The sequence below is a fragment of the Moorena producens 3L genome (genome assembly GCF_000211815.1).
Taxonomy (GTDB): Bacteria; Cyanobacteriota; Cyanobacteriia; order Cyanobacteriales; family Coleofasciculaceae; genus Moorena; species Moorena producens.
The window spans coordinates 51,660-76,699 of the sequence record NZ_GL890927.1 but is presented as its reverse complement, the minus strand read 5'-3'; the positions used below and the strand labels follow the sequence as shown (position 1 = coordinate 76,699).

Below are 25,040 nucleotides of genomic sequence, written 5' to 3'. Positions count from 1 at the left end.
CCGTAATAAAAGTTGGCATTCAAGCTAAGTTATTTATTATTGCCAATTAAGAAGTGGACTTTATCTTTTTTGTCTCATTTTCATAATTAACTTATCTGCAAATGGCTATATGACGTCCATTTAACTTTCTTCTCCCTACTCCCTACTCCCTTTTTCTTCTCCCGACTCCCGATTCCCGATTCCCGATTCCCGACTCCCCACTCCCTTGTTCAATAATTCACATAAGGTGCGAGAAAAATTACTAGAGAGTTTGTATTGGTTTTTAACAAAAGTCTCCTTCCTAGCTGCAGTCATAATCTGGTTAATTGCTTCCTCTACAAACTGACTAATTCGTTTGTCTAATTCCTTAACCTCTTGTGCAGAAGCGTAGGCTTGGCCTAACTCCACTAGTTGGTGATGTAATCTTACGGAAGTGCGTCTAGCAATATCAGCCCGAAAAGCTTTCAGGTCTAGCAAGCGACTGACTTGATATTGAGCAGTGAAGCCAATTTGGGCAGCAATCTTAGTCATAGTGACATGGTGACAGTGAAATAAATCTAGGGCTTCTAAAAATTGCTGATGTTTTGGCTTTTGTTGACGACTTAGATAAGTAACTCGGTTTTGAATAACGTCTTGAATAGCGGTAGTTAAACAATCCTGTAGTAATTGGTCATAGGCAGCTAATACTTCGTTTTCTTCCTGATTATTACTTGTATCATCAGCTGCTAATTGATGCTCAAATTTTCCTAAAGCTTGAGTGGGCACATTCCGGCCATGATTCCGTTTATAGTCTCGAATTAGCTGAGCTAAGGTTTGTAACTCAGTAAGCACTGCTTCTGGAGATAGTTTACCTATCAGCTGTAATTGCTCTTTGGTAGGAATTGGGTAGGGAGTTGTGAGTTTACCTAAGCCTTGTTGTTGTCGTTGTTGGTTAATTTGATTACGCTCTGCTTGCAGTTGACTTACATAAATCCTTTGATAACTTTCTAATAACTCACGATAGTGGTTAATTTCCTGAGCAGTTAGCTGATGAAACTCCGATATAATCCGGTGTAGTTTACCAGGAGTGGTTTGTTTGAGTAATAACCAATCGGTTACCTGCTCAATTCCATAGTATAGTAAAAATCGTTTTACCTCCTTATTGGTTTTAACCAGTCTCTTTGTCCAGGCAAATAAGCTACTTTTATCTGGGTCAAAGGTTTTTAAAGTATAGGTAATTAGAGACTTATTTTCATCTAGTTTATGGCCTTGATCGCCCTCATGATAACGGTCAAGTACTAATGGCATTAGGTCATCCATGGTAAAATTATGCTGCTGACCAAATTGCTCTACTAACTGATAACAAACCTCCTTGATTTGCTGAGAAACTAAACAACGTAGACAAACCTCAGCGAGCTCAAGGTCCTCGTCTTGGCTATGATAACGTTCCCACAGTCTGCTAATCAGGGCTTGGTCTATGGTGTCTTCACCTGTAGACAAGGTAAGAGCTTGGGCACTGATAAACTCCTTAGCCTTTTCTATGGGTTTAGTTTGATGTTGACCCAAACGATTAATATAATTGAGTGTCCAGTATTTGGCTAAGCTGGTTTTCATGAGGGAGTAGGGAGTAGCAATAGGCAATAGGCAATAGGCAATAGGCAATAGGCAATAGGCAATAGGTGCGTAGGGTGCGTAGGGTGCGTTAGGGGCGGACTTGCCGTTATTTTTCGCCTCGTAGCCAGGGTTGGGATAGTCGGCCCCGTAACGCACCACTTGCCCTAATTTTCGGCTCGAGCGCCAGGGTTGGGATAGTCGGCCCCGTAACGCACCACAGGGTCAAAAAGCAAAGTGAGATGCATCCTAGCAATCTCCGCCGACAAGGGAACCAAATCTTACTCTTACCTATCTGGTAACTATCCGACCCTATGCATTTTGTGGAAAAAATTGGGCTTGAAGTGTATAAGTGAAGGGTAGGAAGTAGGTCTGAGGAGTATTAGTGTTTTCTTGTATAGTCAGGTACATCTAAATTTTATTCCCGACTCCCTACTCCCGACTCCCTACTCCCTAATTCTGCTGTGGTGCGTTACGGGGTGGGCTATTTCAACCAGGCGCTCAGTGCTTGAAAATCCATCCGGGTTAGCCCACCCCTAACGCACCCTACCCTTGCCAATAATTGCCTAGGCTGAGGAATGTCTCAGATTTAGGTAAATAGGTTATGATACCACATCCTATTAAACTTAAACAGGTCTTGTTTTTGGGACTTTTCACTCTCTGCCTTACCCCTGGGCAATTCCCTGTTCTGGCTAGATTCCTGAATTTACCAGTACTGGATCAGGCACAAAGCACTGTTAGCCTAGAGCAAGAAGGGAGTTTAGCCCCTGGTGATGCCTTTGTTGAAGTAGACAGTAAGCAGGCAGAGGCGGACAAACTATTTAAGCAAGGACTTCGTCACATTGGTGACAGTGAGTTCCGAAAAGCATTAAAGTCTTGGCAGCAAGCATTGGTGATTTATAAACAAATCGGACACCGCCAGGGTGAAGCTAACTCCTTGGGTAATATGGGTCGTGCATACGCTAATCTGGGAGAGTACAAACAAGCAATTAATAATTACTTACCATCGATAGCTATTGCTAGGCAAATCCCAGACCGCGAGGGTGAAGCTGGCTCCCTGACTAATCTGGGGTTTGCATACGGTAATCTGGGAAACTACAAAAAAGCCATTGATTACCACCGACAATCTTTAGACATTTTTAGGGAAATCCGAAACCGCCAAGGTGAAGCTCGCTCCCTGAGTAATCTGGGGAATGCATACGAGAGTTTGGGAGACTACAAAAAAGCGATTGATTACCAGCAAAAATCTTTAGCTATTGCTAGGGGAATCGGAAACCGCGATGGTGAAGCTGGCTCCCTGGGTAATCTGGCTAATGCATACCGTCATCTGGGAGACTACGAAAAAGCGATTGATTACCAGCAAAAATCCTTAGCTATTAAACGGGAAATCCGAAACCGCCGGGGTGAAGCTTATTCCCTGGATAATCTGGGTATTGCATACGGTAATCTGGGAGACTACAAAAAAGCGATTAATTACCACCGACAATCCTTAGGGATTTTTAGGGAAATCCGACACCGCAAGGGTGAAGCTCACGCCCTAGAGAATCTCGGTATTGCATACGGTAATCTGGGAAAGTACAAAAAAGCAATTGATTACCACCAAAAATCCATAGCTATTGCTAGGGAAATCGGACACCGCAAGGGTGAAGCTTACTCCCTGAATAATCTCGGTGCTACTTTCTTAGAAAACAATCAACTAGAACAGGCAAAAACTCACCTGTTTGATGCCATTAAAATTTGGGAAGATATCCGCCAAAACCTGGGGAATCAAGATGATTGGAAGGTTTCTATTTTTGAAGCACAAGCTCGCAGCTATCGTCTCTTACAACAGGTTTTGGTTGCTCAAGGTAAACTAAAACAAGCCTTAGAAATTTCCGAACAGGGTCGCAACCGCGCTCTGATTGATTTATTAGCGGCACGGTTATCTGAACGTCGTCAAACTAAAGCTCCTACTCTTGAAGACATTCAAATAATTGCTCAACAACAACAAGCAACTTTGGTTGAATATTCGATTGTTAAGAACCAGATTTATATTTGGGTGATTGCTCCTACTGGTGAGATTACTTTCCGTAGTAATACATTACCACAAGATACTTCTCTGGCGGAACTAGTCAAAGTCAGTCGTCTGCAGATTGGTGTCAGAGGTAGAGGTAATCAAAATGCTGCTTCACCACTAAATACTAACAATAATAATCTACTACAACATCCCCTACACCAACTCTACCAACTGCTGATTACTCCGATTGTTGACTTATTACCAAGAACTGCATCAGACCGTATTATTTTCATCCCCCATCAAGAACTATTTCTGGTTTCCTTTGCTGCTCTGCTAGATGATCAGGGCAAGTATCTAATCGAAAACCATACCATTCTCACTGCTCCTTCGATCCAATCGTTGTGGTTCACCCGTAAACATTGGCATCGAGTCCAACACAGCCGGGGAAAACCATTGATTGTCGGTAATCCCACCATGCCTACGATTAAAATAGGACTGGAACAAAAACCGTTAACCCCTCTACTGGGTGCAGAAACAGAAGCATTAACTATTGCTCAATTGCTCAATACAAAAGCTCTGATTGGTTTGGAAGCAACAGAACCAACCATTGTGCGGAAAATGGCCAATGCTTCGGTTATCCATTTCGCTACCCATGGTTTACTGGATGATGTCAATGGTATTGATTATCCCGGTGCGATCGCATTAGCTCCTGAGGAACCAGACCATGATGGCTTTCTCACCAGTCGTGAAATTATGATCAGTGACCAACACCAGAAACCACCCTTATTGAAAGCAAAGTTAGTAGTGCTCAGTGCTTGTGATACTGGTAGGGGTGAGATAAAAGGGGAAGGGGTAATTGGTTTATCCCGTTCTTTGATTGCCGCCGGTGTACCCAGTTTGGTGGTGTCGTTATGGAAAATACCTGATCATGATACGGTCAAGTTGATGAAGGAGTTTTACACTAATATTTACACCCACAAATTCGATAAAGCGAAAGCCATGCGAGAGGCGATGTTATCGATGATCAATGATGGAGATGGTAATCCAGACCCGAAAGCTTGGGCGGCTTTTACGGTTATTGGCGAGGCTAGGTAGAGACTTCCCGACTCCCGACTCCCTGCTCCCTTAATCATTGCATAAGCTCAGGAATATCTCAGATATGGCCAAGTAAGTAATGATTCAATATCCGATATGAAACTTAAGCAGGTCTTATGGTTGGGACTTCTCACTGTCTGCTTCACTCCTTGTGAATTGCCTGTTGTGGCTAGATTCCTCACCTTACCAGCACTGGCTCAAGAACAAAACACGGTTAGCCCAGAGCAAGAAGGGACTATAGCCCCTAGTGATGCCATAGTTCAAGTAGACAGTAAGCAAGCCGAGGCGGACAAACTCGTTGAGCAAGGACTTAGTCAGCTTTATCGCAGTGAGTTCCGAGAAGCATTACAGTCTTGGCAGCAAGCATTGGTAATTTATAAACAAATCGGAAACCGGGAGGGTGAAGCTGCCTCCCTGATTAGTCTGGGTCTTACATACCTTGGTCTGGGAGAGTACAACAAAGCGATTGATTACCTCCAAAAATCCTTAGCTATTGCTAAGGAAATCGGAGACCGCAAGGGTGAAGCTATCTCCTTGACTAATCTCGGTGATGCATACGAGAGTTTGGGAAACTACAAAAAAGCGATTGATTACTACCAACAATCCTTAGCTATTGCTAAGGAAATCGGAGACCGCAAGGGTGAAGCTATCTCCCTGACTAATCTCGGTGATGCATACGAGAGTTTGGGAAACTACAAAAAAGCGATTGATTACTACCAACAATCCTTAGCTATTGCTAGGCAAATTAGACACCGCAAGGGTCAAGCTCGCTCCCTGACTAATCTGGCTAATGCATACGAGAGTTTGGGAGACTACAACAAAGCGATTTATTACCAGCTAGAAGCGATCGCTTTTTATAGGGAAGTCGGAAACCGCGAAGGTGAAGCTCGCTCCCTGACTAATCTGGGTCTTGCATACTATTATCTACGAGACTATAAAAAAGCGATTGATTACCAGCAACAATCTTTAGCTATTGATAAGGAAATCGGAAACCGCCTGGGTGAAGCTTACTCCCTGGGTAATCTGGGTAGTGCATACTATAATCTGGGAGAGTACAAAAAAGCTATTAATTACCACCAAAAATCTTTAGCTATTGCTAGGGAAATCGAAGACCGCCAGGGTGAAGCTAAGTCCCTTAGTGATCTGGGTGTTGCATACGGCAATCTGGGAGACTACAAAAAAGCGATTGATTACTACCAACAATCTTTAGCTATTCCTAGGAAAATCGGAAACCGCCAGGGTGAAACTGGCTTCCTGACTGGTCTGGCTGTTGCATACTACTCTCTGGGAGAGTACAAAAAAGCGATTGATTATCACCAACAATCTTTAGCTATTCCTAGGGAAATCGAAGACCGCATGAGTGAAGTTTACTCCCTAAATAATCTAGGTTTTGCATACTACTCTCTGGAAAAGTACAAAAAAGCGATTGATTACTACCAACAATCTTTAGCTATTGCTAGGAAAATTTTAGATCGTCGGCTTCAAGCTATACCCCTGAGTATTCGCGGTGCTGTTTTGTTAGAAAATAATCAATTAGAACAGGCTCAAACTAACCTGTTTGATGCCATTAAAATTTGGGAAGATATCCGCCATATCCTCCGTAACAAAGATGATTGGAAGATTTCTATTTTTGAAAAACAATCTCGCAGCTATCGTCTCTTACAACAGGTGTTGGTTGCTCAAGGTAAACCAAAACAAGCCTTAGAGATTTCCGAACGGGGTCGCAACCGCGCTCTGATTGATTTATTAGCGGCACAGTTATCTGAAACTCCTCAAAAAACCAAAACTCTTACTCTTGAAGACATTCAAGAGATTGCTAAACAGCAACAAGCCACCTTGGTGGAATATTCCATTGTTGATGACCAGATTTATATTTGGGTGATTGCTCCAACTGGTGAGATTACTTTCCGTAGTAATACGTTACCCCAAAATACTACTCTGGCGGAACTAGTTAAAGTCAGTCGTCTGCAGATTGGTGTCAGAGGTCGAGGTAATCAGAATCCTGCTTCACCACCAAACCCTAACAATAGTAATCGACTACAGGAACTCTACCAACTGCTGATTACTCCCATTGTTGACGTATTACCAACAAACCCATCAGACCGTATTATTTTTATCCCCCATCAAGAACTATTTCTGGTTCCCTTTGCTGCTCTGCTAGATGATGACGGAAATTATCTAATCGAAAACCATACCATTCTCACTGCTCCTTCGATCCAATCCCTGTCGTTCACCCGTAAACATTGGCATCGAGTCCAACACAGCCGGGGAAAACCATTGATTGTGGGTAATCCCACCATGCCTACGATTAAAATAGGACTAGAACAAAAAGCCTTAACCCCTCTACTGGGTGCAGAAACAGAAGCCTTAACCATTGCTCAATTGCTGAATACAAAAGCTCTAATTGGAGCAGAAGCAACAGAATCAACCATTGTGGAAAAAATGGCCAATGCTTCCGTTATCCATTTAGCCACCCATGGTTTACTCGATGATGTCAATGGTATTGGTTATCCCGGTGCGATCGCATTAGCTCCTGAGCAACCAGACCATGATGGCTTTCTCACCAGTGATGAAATTCTGATTGGTTACGGACTACCGGAAAAATCCTTATTGAAAGCAAAGTTAGTCGTCCTGAGTGCTTGTGATACTGGTAGAGGTGAGATTAAAGGGGAAGGGGTAGTTGGTTTATCCCGTTCTTTGATTGCGGCAGGTGTACCCAGTTTGGTGGTGTCCCTATGGAAAATACCTGATCATGATACGGTCAAGTTGATGAGGGAGTTTTATACTAATATTTACACTCACAAATTCGATAAAGCGAAAGCGATGCGAGAGGCGATGTTATCGATGCTTAATGATGGAGATGGTAATCCAGACCCGAAAGCTTGGGCGGCTTTTACTGTGATTGGTGAGGCTAGGTAGAGAGGGTGGGAAGTGTGGGGAGATGGGGAGATGGGGAGATGGGGAGATGGGGGAGGTGCGTAGGGTGCGTGATAAGACGGGCTTGCCATGGTTTTCCGGCTTTTGGCATCGGTTGGGATCCCCGTCCCGTAACGCACCACTATTCCTGTTCCCTATTCCCTATTCCCTGTTCCCTATTCCCTGCTCCCTGTTCCCCGTTCCCTGTTCCCTAGCTTGACAGGTAAATTTTAAACTTGGTGCAAGATCTAAGTATTACCTACCATTGCTCCTGTTGGATAACTCAATGGGAGCCAAGAGAAGTTTATCTGGCACTGCTATCGCTGTGGGAGTAGTTTCTGCCAACTCAGATACAGCAGCATCCTGTTTTCTGTTAAGTGTACCTGGTGCAACGACTTCTAATAAACCAAAAACAGCAGGACCACCGTAATAGTTTGCGGGGTTATCCGGATCGGGATTTTTCATAAGAATAGAACGATTCCCCAAGGGAGCATCAGGAGCAGCAGTGATGGTGAGGATGAACACTTGCTGATTACTACCTAGATCCTGAAAATCTGTTTGTTCAAAGGTAATACCTGGTGAACCAGTAAATTCAATAGTGGATTGTGAATCGCTGTCAAATGCGTATAGTACAACATTCTCCACGGTAGTCCCTGGCTCAATACGCATATTTAAGCTAGAACGAAACGCTACACTAAGCATTTCCAATTCTCTCAAGACATACGGACGAGGTAATAACTTTGGTTCCCCTGCACAAAGAAGCCCATCTTGGTTGACCTGAGGCAAGGGCAGACCGGCAAGAGCAATTTGGAAAGTTTGAGCAATTTGTGCCCCGTATTCAATATTGAATCCATTGATGGTAATATCGCTAACCGTAAAGCCTAACTCCTCAGGCACTTCATAAACTGCATGGAGAATATAGTCCATTTCCTGGCCAGAGTCCCGTTTACGTCCGCGAATCACCTTCCAGTAGTCTGAGGGTTTAGCATCTTCAGGGGCATCAAAGGGTAATTCGTAGGTGTTAAAACTAGGTTCTTGGATGTACAGACCGACGGGATTTGCCAGGGATATCTGCATGCCAGAACCTGGTTCTCCTGTTCCCCGCACTACTCCGTTAACCAACGCTCCAATGGTGGGATCACTGTTACGGTTTGGGGTACCATACCGACTGCAATTGATCAGCTGGTTTTTGTCTGTAATTGGATTACCTGCTACATCTCTACGGAGGACTGTGGCTTGTCCAGCTAGAAATACTTCCGCACTTAGGGAATTAGGATTGCTAATCAGGTGAACCGCTCCAGCAGTCGTGGTGCTATTCCAGACATTGCGATCGTTATAAGCTGGTCGCCCCGTGGCGGGATCGATAACTAAATTACCTTGTTGGTTACGCAGATACAGATCCTCAATTTTGACCTGGGGACTGACTAATTTCTGGTAAAGGCCCAAGACAACATTGGGATCGACTTCCCACAAGGTATACCAGTATTCTCGGTTCTCACATGTGAACATTATTTTGGTAATCTTACCCTCTGCATTGCGGGTGACGCTCCACTCACAATATTCATCCTGCCAGCCACGGGGACCACTCGGACCATAGTTATCCTCCGGGGGTGGTCCTTCGTCAGCATATTGCCACTGGGTACGTTCCCCAACATTGGGATATGCCATTAAAATCCGGTTCGGGAACGCCGTCCATTTAATAGGTACACCCTTCGTTCCTTCTGGAATATCAGTTTTGAGAGGATTGAAATATTGGCTTAGGGGTGGTTGGTTAACTGAACTCCACGGATCGTTTTTCAAGGTTTGTTCTGTATAGCGATTGATGTTATTACTCCAGCGAGTGCGTAATGCTTGTTCCTTTTCTTCTTCTCCACAAAAATCATTTTGATTGGCTGGTGGATCAAATTGAGGTAGTTTAGCCATTGATTGACTCCTTAGTTTTTTACTGTTATCGATATCACAAGTAAGTTGTTGTTGTTTCAGTTAATTTCTAAACATTCAGCGATCAGCCGTCAGCTAAAAGCTCACGCTACTTGAGGTGCTTAAAATAAACCTAGAACGAGAGAATTTAATAGGTAAGCATTCAGCAGTCAGCGGTCAGCGGTCAGCTATTTTCTTCAAAAGCTGTTCGCGTAGGGTGCGCATAGCGCATAGGCTGATAGCTGATAGCTGATAGCTGATAGCTGATAGCTGATAGCTGATAGCTAATAGCTGTTCGCGTAGCGTGCGCGTAGCGCTTAAGCTGATAGCTGATAGCTGATAGCTAATAGCTGTTCGCGTAGCGTGCGCGTAGCGCGTAGCGCTTAAGCTGATAGCTGATAGCTGATAGCTGTTCGCGTAGCGTGCGCGTAGCGCGTAGCGCTTAAGCTGATAGCTGATAGCTGATAGCTGTTCGCGTAGCGTGCGCGTAGCGCTTAAGCTGATAGCTGATAGCTGATAGCTGAATGCTTACCTTAAATCACTCTGGGGAAGTAACAAGCTAAATTCATTCAGGTTACTAATTGTTGGCCAGGATTGAAACTGCTCCCGGCGCTTGACACTTGATTCCATCAGTTGAGCTAACTGCTCCCTAGGAGAAAGTGTGTTTAATTCATCCAAATAAGCCTGAATTTGCTCTTCGACAAAGGATTTCCACTGATTATCAGGTAGTTCCCATGTTTGCAAAAACTGTTGTTCCGCAGTGCATTGGTCAAAGTTAGTAGGATCGCAGGGAGACTGGTTAGCAGCAGCAACTCTAACTTTCTCGGCAAAATCATTGGGTACACTACTAATCCCATTGATGATTGTGCCTGTTGTGACTTGCTCAGCGTACTGCTGCAAGCTAGACCGCTTTTCGGAAAAGACAGGGTTTTTGAAGTCCACCATCAAGACAGCAGCAATGAATTTATCTGTCAAAATCTTGGCACTTCGCATCCGTGTGAGCATGTAGAGGTCTTCTGCAGCAGGAACTGGCACAAAGAAAGAAAAGTAGGTAGAGCCATCCTCTTCGTACAGTGGAGAATCATCCGGTTTGGTGAAGTCAGATTGAACCAGTTGGAAATGATTGGTATTTAGGTAATTGTCATACTCTTGTCGCTCGAAGGTAATCAGCGGGATATTGTAGTTAAGACCTAAGCTGGTCTTGAGGGCTGAATCCCAAACAAAAAAGTCATTGGGAATACCATCAACAGCACGGTTGGCTGGGCTAGTATTGGCTCCATTGCTTTCAATCTTCGTTGAGGCCAAATTGATGGTAGTGTTGGTGGTCAGATGACGTAGCATCTGGTTGACGTCCGTTAAGTTAATAACTCCTTCTTGTCTTTTGTAGCGATCGCGCAACCAATTCTTATGGTAGTTAATGAAACCACTGCGAATTACCTGCTCAAGCACCTCGGCTCCTTGCAAGTTCTGAAAGAATATTTCTTGGGTCACCCTTAACGGCACTACTAGGGGTGAGATTGGCCCCCGCTGAGAATGCCAATTGTTCCAGGGTGGAGCAAGTTCTTTCATAATCACCACACCATTATGGTGACAATCAAAACAGCCCACTCCCATAGTTGGTTTTGCCCGCGCCATCCCAGAATCCCCAGCCCAAGTCCAAACTTTGGTAGATGTACCTGGTTGTTCACCTACCTGTTCCCGCAATTCATAGAAGTTGTATTTTTTGGCTTGTGCATCCCAGGCAATTACTTGCAAAAAGCTAGAGTTGCCACCGGCAGCTGTACTCACAAGAATATCGGCATTACTGGTGCGACTCGTTCCCCAAGTAAGAACATAACGAAGGTTACGGGGTTCTTCACGGGATGCAATAGTCGTCGGGATTTGACTGCCTTCTCCAAGCAAGTAGTTCGCTGATTCCAAGTTGAGTTGGGAGTCAGCAATAGCAGCAGCTAGAGCATCTACATTCTCTGGAAATGTTCCTTTGCTCAGAATCCCAGTAGCAAATGGATCCTTGAGCATCTGCTCAATTTCATCATCTGTCATTAGTTGAAGGCAGCTATCTATACCCTCAACAAAACGATAAATTTGGTCAGGAATTACGGCAGTGCAGTTAGGGACAGACACAGGCGAAAAGATTTCTCTGTCAGGACTACTCCCAAACTTGGGATGAGTAGCCTTCCGATAACTCCGCAACTGGAAATTACCTGTAGCAAATTGCACGTAGGAAGCCGCAATAGCCTGATTTTGCAACATATCAGCCAGCACCCATGAACTACCTAACAGAAATACCAGTAAAACGGCAAAAATACCAAATTTTGCTAAGTCTACTTTAGGCATTATCCTCTTCAATATCTTTTTAAACTCCTGCGGTAAGTGTCTGGTAAAGTTTTCCCAGAAGAGCATGGATTAAATCTTCGTTGTTAGTTGTCATAGTGAATCTCTATGAATTTAGAAAAGGACTTCAGAAAGATTGAACTGTTAACTACCATTTTTCCAAAGCTCTCTGGAATTTGAAGGTACCCGCGAGGGTACTCTTGCTCTCCCCCTTCCGCAGTCGAGAGTAGTTCCGTAGGGTGCGTGATATAGCAGAAGTCCTTTGTCAGAAGTCCTTTGTCAGAAGTCAAACTCTTGCGNTTTTTGATGCAATAGGGAGTGGGGGAAACCCCCAAGACCGTAATGGTGCTTTTTCCGTTGGNGAATTAAATTCGCCACGGGTCGCACCTTTGCATCGCTTACAAAGGGTGTGAGANTAATGTCGATGTCCTAACTGCCCTGGCGATTGCTATCAGACGGGCTTGCCCGGAAATTGAAACGGGCAAGATGCCCATTCCACAGCCAGATGCCCATTCCACAGCCTGATGCCCATGCCACAGCCTGATGCCCATGCCACAGCCTGATGCCCATGCCACAGCCTGATGCCCATGCCACAGCCTGATGCCCATGCCACAGCCTGATGCCCATGCCACAGCCTGATGCCCATGCCACAGCCTGATGCCGATTCCACAGCCAGATGCCCATTCCACCCACCGGCTCAAACAGTAACTGTTCCCGACTCCCGACTCCCGACTCCCGACTCCTGACACCCCACACCCCACACCCCACACCCCACACCCTACTCCCTATTCCCTGAATCATTGCATAGGTTCAGGAATCTCTCAGATATGGCCAAGTAGGGAATAATTCAATATCCGATATGAAACTTAAGCACGTCTTATGCTTGGGACTTCTCAGTGTCTGCCTCACTCCTGGGGAATTGCCTGTTGTGGCTAGATTCCTCACTTTACCAGCACTGGCTCAGGAACAAAACACTGTGAGCCCAGAGCAAGAAGGGACTATAACCCCTAGTGATGCCATAGTTGAAGTAGACAGTAAGAAAGCAGAACCGGATAAACTCCTGAACCACGGAATTAGTCACTTTGGTCGCAGTAAGTTCCCAGAAGCATTACAGTCTTGGCAGCAAGTATTGGTAATTTATAAACAAATTCGATACCCCGAGGGTGAAGCTAACTCCTTGACTAGTTTGGGTAATGCATACGGTACTCTGGGAGAGTACAAAACAGCCATTGATTACCACCAAAACTCCTTAGTTATTGCTCAGGAAATCACCGATCGCCTGGGTGAAGCTAACCACCTGAGTAATATGGGTAGTGCGTACAATGGTCTAGGATACTACAAAACAGCGATTGATTACTACCAACAATCCTTAGACATTTTTAGGGAAATCGGAAACCGCGAGGCTGAAGCTAAATCCCTGAGAGGTCTGGGTCTTGCATACGGTAATCTGGAAGAGTACAAAAAAGCGATTGATTACCACCAACAATCTTTAGCTATTGCTAGGAAAATCGGAAACCGCGAGGTTGAAGCTAACTCCCTGAATAATCTGGGTGGTGCATACTATTATCTAGGAGAGTACAAACAAGTCATTGATTACCAGGAACAATCGATAGCTATTGCTAGGGAAATCGGAAACCGCGAGGGTGAAGCTGGTTCCCTGAATAATCTGGGTAATGCATACTATGAGTTGGGAGACTACAAAAAAGCCATTGATTACCACCAACAATCTATAGCTATTGCTAGGACAATTAGAGACCTCATTGGTGAAGCTAACTCCCTGGGTAATCTGGGTAATGCATACTATCATCTGAAAGACTACAAAAAAGCCATTGATTACTACCAACAATATTTAGCTATTGCTAGGGAAAACCAATACCCGAGAGGTAAAGCTAACTCCCTAGCTAGTCTGGGTAATGCATACTATCATCTGGGAGATTACGAAAAAGCGATTGATTACCACCAACAATCCATAGCTATTGCTAGGACAATTAGAGACCTCATGGGTGAAGCTGCTTCCGTGACTAATCTGGGTAATGCATACTATGAGCTGGGAGATTACGAAAAAGCCATTGATTACCACCAACAATCTTTAGCTATTGCTAGGGAAATTAGAGACCGCAAGGGTAGAGATCGCTTCGTGGGTAATCTGGGTCTTGCATACTATGATCTGGAAGACTACAAAAAACCGATTGATTACCACCAACAATCCATAGCTATTGCTAGGGTAATCGGACACCTCCTGGTTGAAGCTAAATCGCTAAATAATCTCAGTACTATCTTTTTAGAAAACAATCAACTAGAACAAGCCCAAAGTAATCTGTTTTATGCCATTAAAGTTTGGGAATATATCCGCAAAATACTCAGTAACAAAGATGATTGGAAGGTTTCTATTTTTGAAGAACAAGCTCGCAGCTATCGTCTTTTACAAGAGGTATTGGTTGCTCAAGGTAAACTAAACCAAGCTTTAGAAATTTCCGAACATGGTCGCAACCGCGCTCTGATTGATTTATTAGCGGCACAGTTATCTGAAACTCCTCAAAAAACTAAAGTTCCTACTCTTAAAGACATTCAAGAGATTGCTAAACAACAACAAGCCACCTTGGTACAATATTCGATTGTTGATGACCAGATTTATAGTTGGGTGATTGCTTCCACTGGTGAGATTACTTTCCGTAGTAATAGGTTACCCCAAGATACCACTCTGGCGGAACTAGTCAAAGTCAGTCGTGAGCAGATTGGTGTCAGAGGTCGAGGTAATCAGAATGCTGATTCACCACCAAACCCTAACAATAGTAATCCACTACAACAACTCTACCAACTCCTGATTACTCCCATTGTTGACTTATTACCTGAAAGCGAATCAGACCGTATTATTTTTATCCCCCATCAAGAACTATTTCTGGTCCCCTTTGCTGCTCTCCAAGATGATGACGGAAATTATCTAATCGAAAACCATACCATTCTCACTGCTCCTTCGATCCAATCCCTGTCGTTCACCCGTAAACATTGGCATCGAGTCCAACACAGCAACGGAAAACCATTGATTGTGGGTAATCCCACCATGCCCAAAATTAATGTAGGACTGGAACAAATACCGTTAGACCCTCTACCGGGTGCAGAAACAGAAGCATTAACCATTGCTCAATTGCTGAAGACCACTGCTCTGATTGGACCAGAAGCAACAGAATCAACCATTGTGGAAAAAATGGCCAATGCTTCCGTTATCCATTTAGCCACCCATGGTTTACTCGATGATGTCAATGGTATTGGTTATCCCGGTGCGATCGCATTAGCTCCTGACCAACCAGACCATGATGGCTTTCTCACCAGTGATGAAATTCTGATTGGTTACGGACTACCGGAAAAACCGTTATTGAAAGCAAGGTTAGTAGTCCTGAGTGCTGGTGATACTGGTAGGGGTGAGATTAAAGGGGAAGGGGTAGTTGGTTTATCCCGTTCTTTGATTGCGGCAGGTGTACCCAGTTTGGTGGTGTCCTTATGGAAAGTGCCTGATCATGATACGGCCAAGTTGATGAGGGAGTTTTATACGAATATTTACACCCACAAATTCGATAAAGCGAAAGCCATGCGAGAGGCGATGTTATCCATGCTTAATGATGGAGATGGTAATCCAGACCCGAAAGCTTGGGCGGCTTTTACTGTTATTGGTGAAGCGAGGTAGAGAGGGTAGGGAGGGGCTGCGTGGGTCACCTGCGTCCGCACCTTGAAAGCCCCGTGGAAACCCCCTTTGGCGGCGCTGTATCCCTAAGTAACTTATGGGCTGAAATTATAGCAGTCGCCAGGGCAGTTAGGACATGACAAAAGTCTCACACCCTTTGTAAGCGATGCAGAGGTGCGACCCGTGGCGAATTTAATTCGCCAACGGAAAAAGCACCATTACGGTCTTGGGGGTTTCCCCCACTCGCTATTGCATCAAGAAGCGCAAGAGTTTGACTTCTGACAAATGACTTCTGACAAATGACTTCTGCTATATTACCCAGTAAGGATTTCAGCTTACATATCGCCCCCCCAGCTACTCTCCTTGTCAATTCCTGGTAACAACTTTATTGATTTTATAATTGTCGCTACCGGATACTAAAATGCAAAAGTGTTTTCTTAGATCGCAACCATAGCTATCAATGTAATTATTGTTTTGTAGTTGTGGATGAACTATTACGCTAGGTCTGATATAGCGTCCAACAATTACCCATCTTTCTTTATTGGAACAATTGGAAGGGGCACTGTGCATTACTTGCTCAGTAAATATAATTGCCTGACCTGCTTTTACCATTGGAATAGATTCTATCTCCCACTCGTTTTCATTAAATTGACAGACTTTAGAGTATCGTTTTGATTCTGGCTCTGCTTCCAAGTTTATGTCACACTTTTCTTCTTTCAACAATCCTTCTCCCAAAGAAACTTCAATGCTTTGAAATTGCTGACGATGGGAACCATTAGCAAAGAACAATGTGCCCATTTCAGAAGTAAGATCTTCCAAGGCTATCCACACAGTAATGTTAAGCACCTTTTCCCCTTTGGGAAAAAGTAAAAAAAGGTCATTTTCATTTATATTTGGATAATCTTCATAGTATTGAATTGCCTGATGCCAATCAATTCCCTCTTGTCCAGGCATTCTATGAAAAATACTTGTCCTCCATAATAATAAGTTTGCTTCCCCGAGTTGGTTTAAGCGAGACACCACTCTTTTGTCTTCAAAAATGTCAGACAAAAGCTTACAGTATAAATGATGGTTATGTGCTGTTTTTACACCAAAATCACTATGTGAAAAAGTTAAGATTTTCTGCTCGTCCAGCAATTCAATTTGGCTAATTGCTTCTATTTCTTTTCTCACAGATTCCACTTCTTGGTATGAGAATATATCAAGGGGTCCAATCCAACCTTTATGGTAGAAAGTATTAACTTGATCATCAGTTAGTTCATACATATTATTCATACCTGATCTCATAAATTAACGTGAGTTCGACGAACTAGACAAAACTGAAAGAAAGGCGCTCGACTAGGTTTGAAGCAATGAGATCTGTGCCAGCTACGACCAGTATTGTATCGCGAAAGGACATCACAGGCATTTTCTGTGAGGTAGACGATTTTTGCCAATTGTTCGAGCACTATTGGCAGGGTCGTTCCCCAATTACCTTCCATGCTTGGGGAACGACCCTGCCACTAAAGATGAGGATAGCGTGAGATGGCTGACCATAGCGTACCCAGGGTAAACGCATCTTATTTTGAAATACCTAGTGGATATGAGATTGAGCCAATCAGTATTTATGCTTATTAATTTTGATAACCCTTGTCCAGCTATAATGCGATCGCTATTTTTCTAGTAGTTGCGTAGGGTATGTTAGAGAGGGGCTGCCACTCATTGTCCGCCTCAACGTCCAGGTTGGGACAGCCCGTCTGGGAATTGTAACGGGCAAGATGCCCGTTCCACCAAGATGCCCATTCCACCAAGATGCCCGTTCCACCAAGATGCCCATTCCACCCACCGGCTCAAACAGTAACTGTTCCCTATTCCCGACTCCCGACTCCCGACTCCCGATTCCCGACTCCCGATTCCCGACTCCCGACTCCCTGCTCCCTGAATCATTGCATAGGATCAGGAATCTCTCAGATATAGGGAAGTAGGGAATAATTCAATATCCGATATGAAACTTAAGCACGTCTTATGGTTGGGACTTCTCACTGTCTGCCTCACTCCTAGGGAATTGCCTGTTGTGGCTAGATTCCTCACTTTACCACCAGTGGCTCAAGAACAAAACACGGTTAGCCCAGAGCAAGAGGGGAATTTAGCCCCTAGGGATGCCATAGTTCAAGTAGCCATTAATCAAGCAGAGGCGGACAAACTATTTAAGCAAGGACTTAGTCACCTTCGTCGCAGTAAGTTCCCAGAAGGATTAGAGTCTTGGCAGCAAGCATTGGTGATTTATAAACAAATTGGAGACCGCCTGGGTGAAGCTAACTCCCTGAATAATCTGGGTAATGCATACAATCATCTGGGAGACTATAAAAAAGCGATTGATTACTACCAAAAATCTTTAGCTATTGCTAGGGAAATTGGACACCGCGAAGGTGAAGCTGGCTCCCTGACTAATCTGGGTAATGCATACCAGAATCTGGGAGACTATAAAAAAGCGATTGATTACTACCAACAATCGATAGCTATTGATAGGAAAATCTCAGACCGCCTGGGTGAAGCTTCCTCCCTGAATAATCTGGGTAGTGCATACGATAATCTGGGAGACTATAAAAAAGCGATTGATTACCACCAACAATCTTTAGCTATTGTTAGGGAAATCTCAGACCGCCTGGGTGAAGCTTACTCCCTGAATAATCTGGGTAATGCATACTATGATCTGGGAGACTATAAAAAAGCGATTGATTACCACCAACAATCGATAGCTATTGCTAGGGAAATCGGACACCGCCTGGGTGAAGCTCGGTCCCTGAGTAATCTGGGTAATGTATACGATAGTTTGGAAGACTACAAAAAAGCGATTGATTACTACCAAAAATCTTTAGCTATTGCTAGGGAAATCGGACACCGCGAAGGTAAAGCTTCCTCCCTGAATAATCTGGGTAATGCATACGATAATCTGGGAGACTATAAAAAAGCGATTGATTACTACCAACAATCTTTAGCTATTGCTAGGGAAATCGGACACCGCAAGGGTGAAGCTGTCTTCCTGAATAATCTCGGTGCTACATTCTTAAAAAAGAATCAACTAAAACCAGCCCAAACTCACCTGTTTGATGCCATTGAAATTTGGGAATATATCCGCCAAGACCTCGGTAACGAAGATGATTGGAAGGTTTCTATTTTTGAAACACAAGCTGCCAGCTATCGTCTTTTACAACAGGTATTGGTTGCTCAAGGTAAACCAAAACAAGCCTTAGAGATTTCCGAACGGGGTCGCAACCGCGCTCTGATTGATTTATTAGCGGCACAGTTATCTGAAACTCCTCAAAAAACTAAAGCTCCTACTCTTAAAGACATTCAAGAGATTGCTCAACAACAACAAGCCACTTTGGTGGAATATTCCATTGTTGATGACCAGATTTATATTTGGGTGATTGCTCCTACTGGTGAGATTACTTTCCGTAGTAATACATTACCACAAGATACTTCTCTGGCCGAACTAGTCAAAGTCAGTCGTATGCAGATTGGTGTCAGAGGTCGAGGTAATCAGAATGCTGCTTCACTACAAACCACTAACGATAGTAATCGACTACACCAACTCTACCAACTGCTGATTACTCCCATTGTTGACGTATTACCAATAAACCCATCAGACCGTATTATTTTTATTCCCCATCACTCACTATTTCTAGTCCCCTTTGCTGCTCTCCAAGATAATAACCACAAGTATCTAATCGAAAACCATACCATTCTCACTGCTCCTTCGATCCAATCCCTGTCGTTTACCCGTCAACATTGGCATCGAGTCCAACACAGCCGGGGAAAACCATTGATTGTGGGTAATCCCACCATGCCTACGATTAAAATAGGACTAGAACAAAAACCCTTAACCCCTCTACTGGGTGCAGAAACAGAAGCATTAACCATTGCTCAATTGCTGAATACAAAAGCTCTAATTGGTTTGGAAGCAACAGAACCAACCATTGTGCGGAAAATGGCCAATGCAAGGCTTATCCATTTCGCTACCCATGGTTTACTGGATGATGTCAATGGTATTGATTATCCCGGTGCGATCGCATTAGCTCCTGACCAACCAGACCATGATGGCTTTCTGACCAGTGATGAAATTCTGATTGGTTACGGACTACCGGAAAAATCCTTATTGAAAGCAAAGTTAGTGGTTCTGAGTGCTTGTGATACTGGTAGGGGTGAGATTAAAGGGGAAGGGGTAGTTGGTTTATCCCGTTCTTTGATTGCCGCAGGTGTACCCAGTTTAGTGGTGTCCTTATGGCAAGTGCCTGATGATGATACGGCCAAGTTGATGAGGGAGTTTTATACTAATATTTATACTCACAAAATGGATAAAGCCAAAGCCATGCGAGAGGCGATGTTATCGATGCTCAATGATGAAGATGGTAATCCAGACCCGAAAGCTTGGGCGGCTTTTACTGTGATTGGCGAGGCGAGGTAGTTGGTCGGCAGTTGGTGGGCAGTGGCTACCAACCCGATGGCAAGGTTCGGAATCTGTCTAAGCCACTGCCCACCCTACATCAAATTCTACTGTTTGACCCGGTGGTCGCCGTTACGGGCCGGCTCGTTCCAAGGCTGACTACGAGCGAAAATGAGAGGGAGCCGTCCTATCACGCACCCTACGCAACTACGATCAAATTGTGGCAGTGGCTACCAACTTCGATGGCAAGGTCGGAATCTGTCTGAGCCACTGCCCACCCTACATCTATTCCCGATTCCCGATTCCCTACTCCCGACTCCCTATTCCCACATAATCAACGTCCCAAATCATGGAGGGCATTAATCGCTGCAGCACACTGTTGGGTCACAGCTTGCAATTCGTCTCGCTTACTGGAGCTAGGAGGATCAATCAGCTTACCAATGCGCACGGTTAAGGGTACAGACCGTGGCATCAAGGAACCTTTTTTAACAATTGCTTGACTTCCCCACAAGGTAACCGGTAGCAGTGGTGCTTGGGCTTGGGCTGCAATCCAGGCCGCACCAAGCTTGGGGTTATGAATGCGAGCATCCCGTGTCCTGGTGCCATCCAAATACACACCAACGGCCCAGCCATTGTCGAGGCAATCGAGAGCAGAACGCAGGGCATTCCGGTCTGGTGTCCCTCGTTTAACCGGGTAAGTACCATACAATTCAATAAACTGTTTCAGGACTGGCACACGAAACAATTCTTCTTTGGCCATAAAGGCTACTGGACGTCCCACACAATTGGCTAAAATCGGTGGGTCAAAGTCACTAGCATGGTTACTCACCACCACCAGTGGTCCCGACGTGGGTACGTGTTTAGCACCATAAATGCGACCCCGGAAATAGGTATGGATTAAGGGGCTAACCACTGACCACTTCAGGGCGTGATACAGCAGCAGGCTGGGCAATGGTTCGCGGCTTCTAGTCACTGAGAATTTATTGGTGGATTTGGATGGTTTGGTTTCTAGTTTACTATTTGGGGGAAGGGAACAGGGAATAGCGGATCTGGGAATAGGGAACAGCGGATCACCGCAACAGGGAAAAAATCTTGTTTACCTCACTACCGACTCCCTCGGTGCGCTTTCCGTTGGCGAATTAAATTCGCCACGGGTCGCACCGCTCCCGACTCCCTACTCCCGATTCCCTACTCCCTAAATTTCATCCCAACCACTGACCCCAGAAGACATCACATAACTAGTTACGCTAGCTTCAAAAAAGTTGGCTTTAGTATGAGCATCTTTTTTAGTATCAGAAAAACGCTCTAAGTGGCTGTAGGGACTCTTTTGATAGTTTTCGCCCTTGTAAAGGGGGTCTAATCCAATAGAACGTAACCTGATATTGGCGAGATACTTGGTGTAGTGCTCAGTACTCCGTTCGGTAATCCCTAAAATATCGTTACCAACAATATGATTAGTCCAGCGACATTCATGCTCCACTGCTGTGGCAAACATTTCATAAATTTGCTCACTGGAATAGGGAAATACGTCCATGGCCATGGGGATTAACTTTTGATAAAGGCGGACATGACTCAGTTCATCTCGATTAATCATTTTAAAAATGTCCGCTGAGCCTGGCATCAGCATCCTAGAGGCGAGATTGTAGAAGTAAATGAAGCCATTATAGAAGTACATTCCTTCTAATAAAAAGTCAGCCAGTAAGGAAACAAAATAGTTTTCTGGGGTGGGATTATCAACATACTTTTGATAGAAACTGGCGACAAATTCGCATCTATCCCTGAGCACTTTATCAGTGCGCCAGAATTCATAGACTTTACTTCTATGTTCAGTAGGGATAACGGTTTCAATGATATATTGATAACTTTGATTGTGCATCCCTTCCTGAGAAATTTGTTCCGCCATACACAGACTAACTTCTGGGGCAGTAATGCTACTTTTGATGTGAGGAATATTGCAGGTTTGAACGGAATCTAAAAAGGTTAAATAGGAGAGAATCCCATCATAAGCATAACGTTCTGCTGGCGTTAAATTGGAGTAATCTGTTACATCTTGAGTTAGGTCTAGTTTCTGGGGAATCCAGAAATTCTCCCGCATCTGTTGATACAACCCAATTGCCCAAGCATAACGGACATCATTGAGTTGCATCAAGTTAGTGGTATTACCAAACCAAATTGAACGGTGTTCAGTTTTGTCATCCCCATCTGGATTAAAGATAGGGTTAATTGGCATTGTAGTTAGCATTTTTTTTCTAGGGAGTCGGGACTCGGGAGTCGGGAGTCGGGAACAGGGAACAGAGAGTGTGGGGAGTGGGCGCGGGAAGTTTGGGGAGGGTGGGGAGCAACAGCCATCAGCTATCAGCTATCAGCCATCAGCCATCAGCCATCAGCTATCAGCTTGTGAATAACACAGGTAAGCATTTGTTTAATCTGAGTGAAGTCACAGGCTGGAAGCCTGTGCCACAAGGCTGACCGCTGACCGCTGACCGCTGACCGCTGACCGCTGACCGCTGACCTATGCTTCACAGGCTGGAAGCCTGTTCCACAAAGCTGACCACTGACCACTGACCACTGACCGCTGAATGCTTACTAACTAATTCGCGCAAGCGATACAAGTGTTGTCTAATTCTTTGAAGTTGTCACGCTGGACGGTTCGGATATAGTACACGGCTTTACATCCTAATTCCCAAGCCATGACTAGGGTTTCATAGATGTCTTTGGCTTTGAGGGTGCGTTCAGGTTCGTCTGGGAAATAGACTCCTTGGTTTAAGTTAAATAACAATTCCATGGAAATCCCAGTATCAATCCATTGCTGGATAGTGGCGATTGCTTTAACAACTTTTTTCTGATCAAAGTTTTTGTTTTCGTGGTATAACCAAAAATTGTCTTTAATAAAGGGTGGGGCAATGGGTACAGTGCCTTTTGCCCATTTGTCATAGAAGAATTTGCTGTGAACTGGTAAGACACTAGCGGTACACCCTTGTACTAAGGATGAGGATGTATTGGGTGCGATCGCACTAATATGAGAATTGCGAATCCCAAATTGTTGAATATCCTGAGATAGGGCTACCCAACGCTCTCCATGCTGGGAATTTTCTACAAACCATTCCACCGGTTTAGCGCCAATTAGCTTACCTTTACTCCACTCACTACCATCGAAAGCAGCGTAAGCACCACGTTCGATAGCCAGTTCCATAGATGCATGGGTGCAGTAGTAGCCAATATCCTCAAATAAGTTACTAATTTCCTTGAGGTTGTTATAGGTTAGCCACCGTTTAGCTAACCAATCCGCTAATCCCATACAACCTACTCCGATGGTGCGGTATTTCTGATTGTGACTATGAGCTGCTTTAAAAGGAGGAGTGCTTAAATCAATAGTGTTATCCAGAATCCGCACTGCTAGACGACAGATATTGGGCAATTCAGTTTCTTCAATATTGGCGAGATTGATCGAGTCCAAATTGCAACAGTGAGCAGCATGTCCAATTTCGACATTAGAGAAACTTTCGGTACAAAGATTTACCGCTGGGATGTAGCCCTGGTGTTGATTAGGATTAGCGCGGTTAATGGTATCCTTGAACGCCAAGTAAGGCATTCCGGTCTCTACTTGCGATCGCATAATCGTCTTGAAGAGTTCCCGAGCATTCACGGTCTTATAGAGAGTCAGGGTTTCGCCGATGGCTGCTTCAATGGTTTGATAGGCGCTTTCAAACTCTTCTGCCCAAAGTTCCGATAGCTCAATGCCTAGCTTGATCCGTACTTCATAGGGATCGATTAATGTCCAGTCTTCTTTATTAACCACCCGACGCATAAACTCATCGGGAATCACCAATTGGGGAAAGATATCATAAGCCTTGCGCCGGGGATCGCCATTTTCCGCTTGCATCTCCAGAAACTCTGGCACATCGAGATGCCACACATCTACACTAACGGTGACTGCCCCTGCCCGACGGCCTCCTTGATTAACTGCGATCGCAGTATCGTTAAGCAGTTTAATCCAAGGAATTACCCCGCCCGAAGCATTGGCTTTGCCCATCACCCAGCTACCGGTTGACCGAATCCGGCTGACATTGACCCCAACACCACCACCGTTTTTGGAGATTCTGGCCGTATCAGTAATTCCTTCAAAGATGCTTTCCAGGTTGTCATCAATGCTAGTGATAAAACAGGAAGACAGAGACCCCTGAGGAATTCTGAGATTAGCCAGGATCGGGGTAGCTAGAGATATTTTCCGTTGTGCGATCGCTTCATAAAATCGCCTTGCCCAACCTAGTCTATCTTCCGGGACTTCCACTGACCCTAGCAGCAGAGCACAAGTTAAAAATGCCTCTTGGGGCAACTCATCCCCTAGGAGATACCGACGAGTTAGCAGTACAGCCCCTGCATAATCATAATCCGTGTCCCAATCCCGATTAATCCAAGAACCTGCTTCTTTTAGCTCCTCAGTCGTATAGGTTAAGATACTGGGGTCATATTGACCAGACTCTACTTTGGAGCGAACAGTTCTAGGGTAGTCACCGTACTCATAACCACGGTTTACCAGGGTGTCTTTCCATAGACTCCAGATCTGTAGTCGTCCTGCTACATAGCGCCAGTCAGGCTGATCAGGACTACACATTTCCAGGGCACAGTTGATCAAGTTATCCTGAATCTCTCTGGTAGTAACACCATCACGCAAGCGGGTAGTGAGTCCGGCTTCTAGAGTGATCGGATTGACATCCTTGCCAGCACAAGCCCACTCAACAACAGCACGAATTTTCGAGATATCAAGGGAAGTCAGAGAACCATCGCGTTTGATCACCTGAATATTACCTTGATTTTGGGTTATGGTTGTTGCCGACAGGGTTTGTTGCATTTTCACTGGTTGGGCAGAATATTAGATTTAACACACCATGACTTGCTAACCCCTAGGTACAACACTACCAATAGGGTTAACTCTTTAATTCCCAAGCTCTACTATACTAAATCTGGATTGACTTGGCTTATAGTTGTTGCCGACAGGGTTTGTGGCCTTTTCAGCAGTTGCTCAGAATCTTAGATATAATACACTATTGCTTGCTAACCCTCAAGGTACAACACTACCAATAGGGTTAACTCTTTAGTTTCCA

At 44.5% G+C, this 25,040-nt stretch carries 17 protein-coding genes; 7 read left to right on the top strand and 10 right to left on the bottom strand.

Features of this window, described 5'->3' with window-relative positions:
* Window positions 1–135 precede the first annotated feature (135 nt).
* Entirely contained in the window at window positions 136–1,731 is a 1,596-nt protein-coding gene (locus tag LYNGBM3L_RS16010; RefSeq protein ID WP_008185259.1) for a hypothetical protein, read from the bottom strand.
* 442 nt (window positions 1,732–2,173) lie between these two features.
* Between LYNGBM3L_RS16010 and LYNGBM3L_RS16005 the strand changes: the two genes are divergently transcribed.
* The 3 genes from LYNGBM3L_RS16005 (at window position 2,174) to LYNGBM3L_RS45820 (ending at window position 7,796) form a co-directional block, all read left to right on the top strand.
* Window positions 2,174–4,660 (top strand): CHAT domain-containing protein, encoded by a 2,487-nt coding sequence (locus LYNGBM3L_RS16005; protein WP_008185258.1) that lies wholly within the window; start codon window positions 2,174–2,176, stop codon window positions 4,658–4,660.
* Window positions 4,661–4,756: 96 nt separating this feature from the next.
* Window positions 4,757–7,579 (top strand): CHAT domain-containing protein, encoded by a 2,823-nt coding sequence (locus tag LYNGBM3L_RS16000; RefSeq protein WP_008185255.1) that lies wholly within the window; start codon window positions 4,757–4,759, stop codon window positions 7,577–7,579.
* A gap of 22 nt (window positions 7,580–7,601) precedes the next feature.
* Window positions 7,602–7,796, top strand: a complete 195-nt coding sequence (locus LYNGBM3L_RS45820) for a hypothetical protein (protein WP_165691810.1) — start codon at window positions 7,602–7,604, stop codon at window positions 7,794–7,796.
* Between the two features lie 35 nt (window positions 7,797–7,831).
* On the opposite strand, the gene LYNGBM3L_RS15995 is transcribed toward LYNGBM3L_RS45820, so the two are convergent.
* From LYNGBM3L_RS15995 to LYNGBM3L_RS45815, 3 genes are all read right to left on the bottom strand, one after another.
* Window positions 7,832–9,499: a DUF8225 domain-containing protein gene (locus tag LYNGBM3L_RS15995; protein ID WP_008185253.1), complete on the bottom strand. Its 1,668-nt coding sequence runs from the start codon at window positions 9,497–9,499 to the stop codon at window positions 7,832–7,834.
* A gap of 525 nt (window positions 9,500–10,024) precedes the next feature.
* Entirely contained in the window at window positions 10,025–11,833 is a 1,809-nt protein-coding gene (locus LYNGBM3L_RS15990) for a hypothetical protein (protein ID WP_008185249.1), read from the bottom strand.
* A 426-nt stretch (window positions 11,834–12,259) separates the two neighbouring features.
* Window positions 12,260–12,631, bottom strand: a complete 372-nt coding sequence (locus tag LYNGBM3L_RS45815; RefSeq protein ID WP_008185246.1) for a hypothetical protein — start codon at window positions 12,629–12,631, stop codon at window positions 12,260–12,262.
* Window positions 12,632–12,689: 58 nt separating this feature from the next.
* Between LYNGBM3L_RS45815 and LYNGBM3L_RS15980 the strand changes: the two genes are divergently transcribed.
* Window positions 12,690–15,512 (top strand): CHAT domain-containing protein, encoded by a 2,823-nt coding sequence (locus LYNGBM3L_RS15980; protein WP_063747935.1) that lies wholly within the window; start codon window positions 12,690–12,692, stop codon window positions 15,510–15,512.
* A gap of 363 nt (window positions 15,513–15,875) precedes the next feature.
* On the opposite strand, the gene LYNGBM3L_RS15975 is transcribed toward LYNGBM3L_RS15980, so the two are convergent.
* Both LYNGBM3L_RS15975 and LYNGBM3L_RS43670 read right to left on the bottom strand, forming a co-directional pair.
* Window positions 15,876–16,775, bottom strand: coding sequence for a phytanoyl-CoA dioxygenase family protein (locus LYNGBM3L_RS15975; protein WP_008185243.1), 900 nt, complete (start codon window positions 16,773–16,775; stop codon window positions 15,876–15,878).
* A 371-nt stretch (window positions 16,776–17,146) separates the two neighbouring features.
* Window positions 17,147–17,296 carry a hypothetical protein gene (locus LYNGBM3L_RS43670; protein ID WP_229414522.1) on the bottom strand — a complete coding sequence of 50 codons (150 nt, stop codon included), beginning with the start codon at window positions 17,294–17,296 and terminating at the stop codon, window positions 17,147–17,149.
* 4 nt (window positions 17,297–17,300) lie between these two features.
* On the opposite strand from LYNGBM3L_RS43670, the gene LYNGBM3L_RS43665 reads away from it, so the two are divergent.
* Together LYNGBM3L_RS43665 and LYNGBM3L_RS15970 are read left to right on the top strand one after the other, a co-directional pair.
* Window positions 17,301–17,465: a hypothetical protein gene (locus LYNGBM3L_RS43665; protein WP_154659814.1), complete on the top strand. Its 165-nt coding sequence runs from the start codon at window positions 17,301–17,303 to the stop codon at window positions 17,463–17,465.
* A gap of 28 nt (window positions 17,466–17,493) precedes the next feature.
* The gene (locus tag LYNGBM3L_RS15970) at window positions 17,494–19,956 is read left to right on the top strand and encodes a CHAT domain-containing protein (protein ID WP_131827164.1); all 2,463 of its coding nucleotides are present in this window, start codon (window positions 17,494–17,496) and stop codon (window positions 19,954–19,956) included.
* 313 nt (window positions 19,957–20,269) lie between these two features.
* On the opposite strand, the gene LYNGBM3L_RS15965 is transcribed toward LYNGBM3L_RS15970, so the two are convergent.
* Window positions 20,270–20,908, bottom strand: a complete 639-nt coding sequence (locus LYNGBM3L_RS15965) for a lysophospholipid acyltransferase family protein (protein ID WP_008185240.1) — start codon at window positions 20,906–20,908, stop codon at window positions 20,270–20,272.
* A gap of 13 nt (window positions 20,909–20,921) precedes the next feature.
* On the opposite strand from LYNGBM3L_RS15965, the gene LYNGBM3L_RS40890 reads away from it, so the two are divergent.
* A complete protein-coding gene (locus tag LYNGBM3L_RS40890) occupies window positions 20,922–21,134 on the top strand; it encodes a hypothetical protein (RefSeq protein WP_143764218.1) in 213 nt (70 codons plus the stop codon).
* Here the strand turns inward: LYNGBM3L_RS40890 and LYNGBM3L_RS15960 are convergent.
* The 3 genes from LYNGBM3L_RS15960 to LYNGBM3L_RS15955 all read right to left on the bottom strand — a co-directional run bounded on the left by LYNGBM3L_RS15960 (window position 21,131) and on the right by LYNGBM3L_RS15955 (window position 24,787).
* Entirely contained in the window at window positions 21,131–22,165 is a 1,035-nt protein-coding gene (locus tag LYNGBM3L_RS15960) for a ribonucleotide-diphosphate reductase subunit beta (protein WP_008185238.1), read from the bottom strand. The two genes, LYNGBM3L_RS40890 and LYNGBM3L_RS15960, sit on opposite strands and share 4 nt — an antisense overlap.
* A 146-nt stretch (window positions 22,166–22,311) precedes the next feature.
* Entirely contained in the window at window positions 22,312–22,497 is a 186-nt protein-coding gene (locus tag LYNGBM3L_RS40885; protein WP_131827162.1) for a hypothetical protein, read from the bottom strand.
* 28 nt (window positions 22,498–22,525) lie between these two features.
* On the bottom strand, window positions 22,526–24,787 hold the full coding sequence (locus LYNGBM3L_RS15955) for a ribonucleoside-diphosphate reductase subunit alpha (RefSeq protein ID WP_008185236.1): 2,262 nt from the start codon (window positions 24,785–24,787) through the stop codon (window positions 22,526–22,528).
* Window positions 24,788–25,040 lie beyond the last annotated feature (253 nt).

What these genes read in the sequence shown, in the direction of transcription:
- LYNGBM3L_RS15990 (WP_008185249.1), bottom strand. Translation starts at nt 11,833, where the DNA reads ATGCCTAAAGTAGACTTAGCAAAATTTGGTATTTTTGCCGTTTTACTG.
- LYNGBM3L_RS43665 (WP_154659814.1), top strand. Translation starts at nt 17,301, where the DNA reads ATGCCCGTTCCACCAAGATGCCCATTCCACCCACCGGCTCAAACAGTA.
- LYNGBM3L_RS45820 (WP_165691810.1), top strand. Translation starts at nt 7,602, where the DNA reads ATGGGGAGATGGGGAGATGGGGAGATGGGGGAGGTGCGTAGGGTGCGT.
- LYNGBM3L_RS15960 (WP_008185238.1), bottom strand. Translation starts at nt 22,165, where the DNA reads ATGCCAATTAACCCTATCTTTAATCCAGATGGGGATGACAAAACTGAA.
- LYNGBM3L_RS15995 (WP_008185253.1), bottom strand. Translation starts at nt 9,499, where the DNA reads ATGGCTAAACTACCTCAATTTGATCCACCAGCCAATCAAAATGATTTT.
- LYNGBM3L_RS16005 (WP_008185258.1), top strand. Translation starts at nt 2,174, where the DNA reads ATGATACCACATCCTATTAAACTTAAACAGGTCTTGTTTTTGGGACTT.
- LYNGBM3L_RS15955 (WP_008185236.1), bottom strand. Translation starts at nt 24,787, where the DNA reads ATGCAACAAACCCTGTCGGCAACAACCATAACCCAAAATCAAGGTAAT.
- LYNGBM3L_RS15975 (WP_008185243.1), bottom strand. Translation starts at nt 16,775, where the DNA reads ATGTATGAACTAACTGATGATCAAGTTAATACTTTCTACCATAAAGGT.
- LYNGBM3L_RS15980 (WP_063747935.1), top strand. Translation starts at nt 12,690, where the DNA reads ATGAAACTTAAGCACGTCTTATGCTTGGGACTTCTCAGTGTCTGCCTC.
- LYNGBM3L_RS45815 (WP_008185246.1), bottom strand. Translation starts at nt 12,631, where the DNA reads ATGATTCAGGGAATAGGGAGTAGGGTGTGGGGTGTGGGGTGTGGGGTG.
- LYNGBM3L_RS16000 (WP_008185255.1), top strand. Translation starts at nt 4,757, where the DNA reads ATGAAACTTAAGCAGGTCTTATGGTTGGGACTTCTCACTGTCTGCTTC.
- LYNGBM3L_RS15970 (WP_131827164.1), top strand. Translation starts at nt 17,494, where the DNA reads ATGAAACTTAAGCACGTCTTATGGTTGGGACTTCTCACTGTCTGCCTC.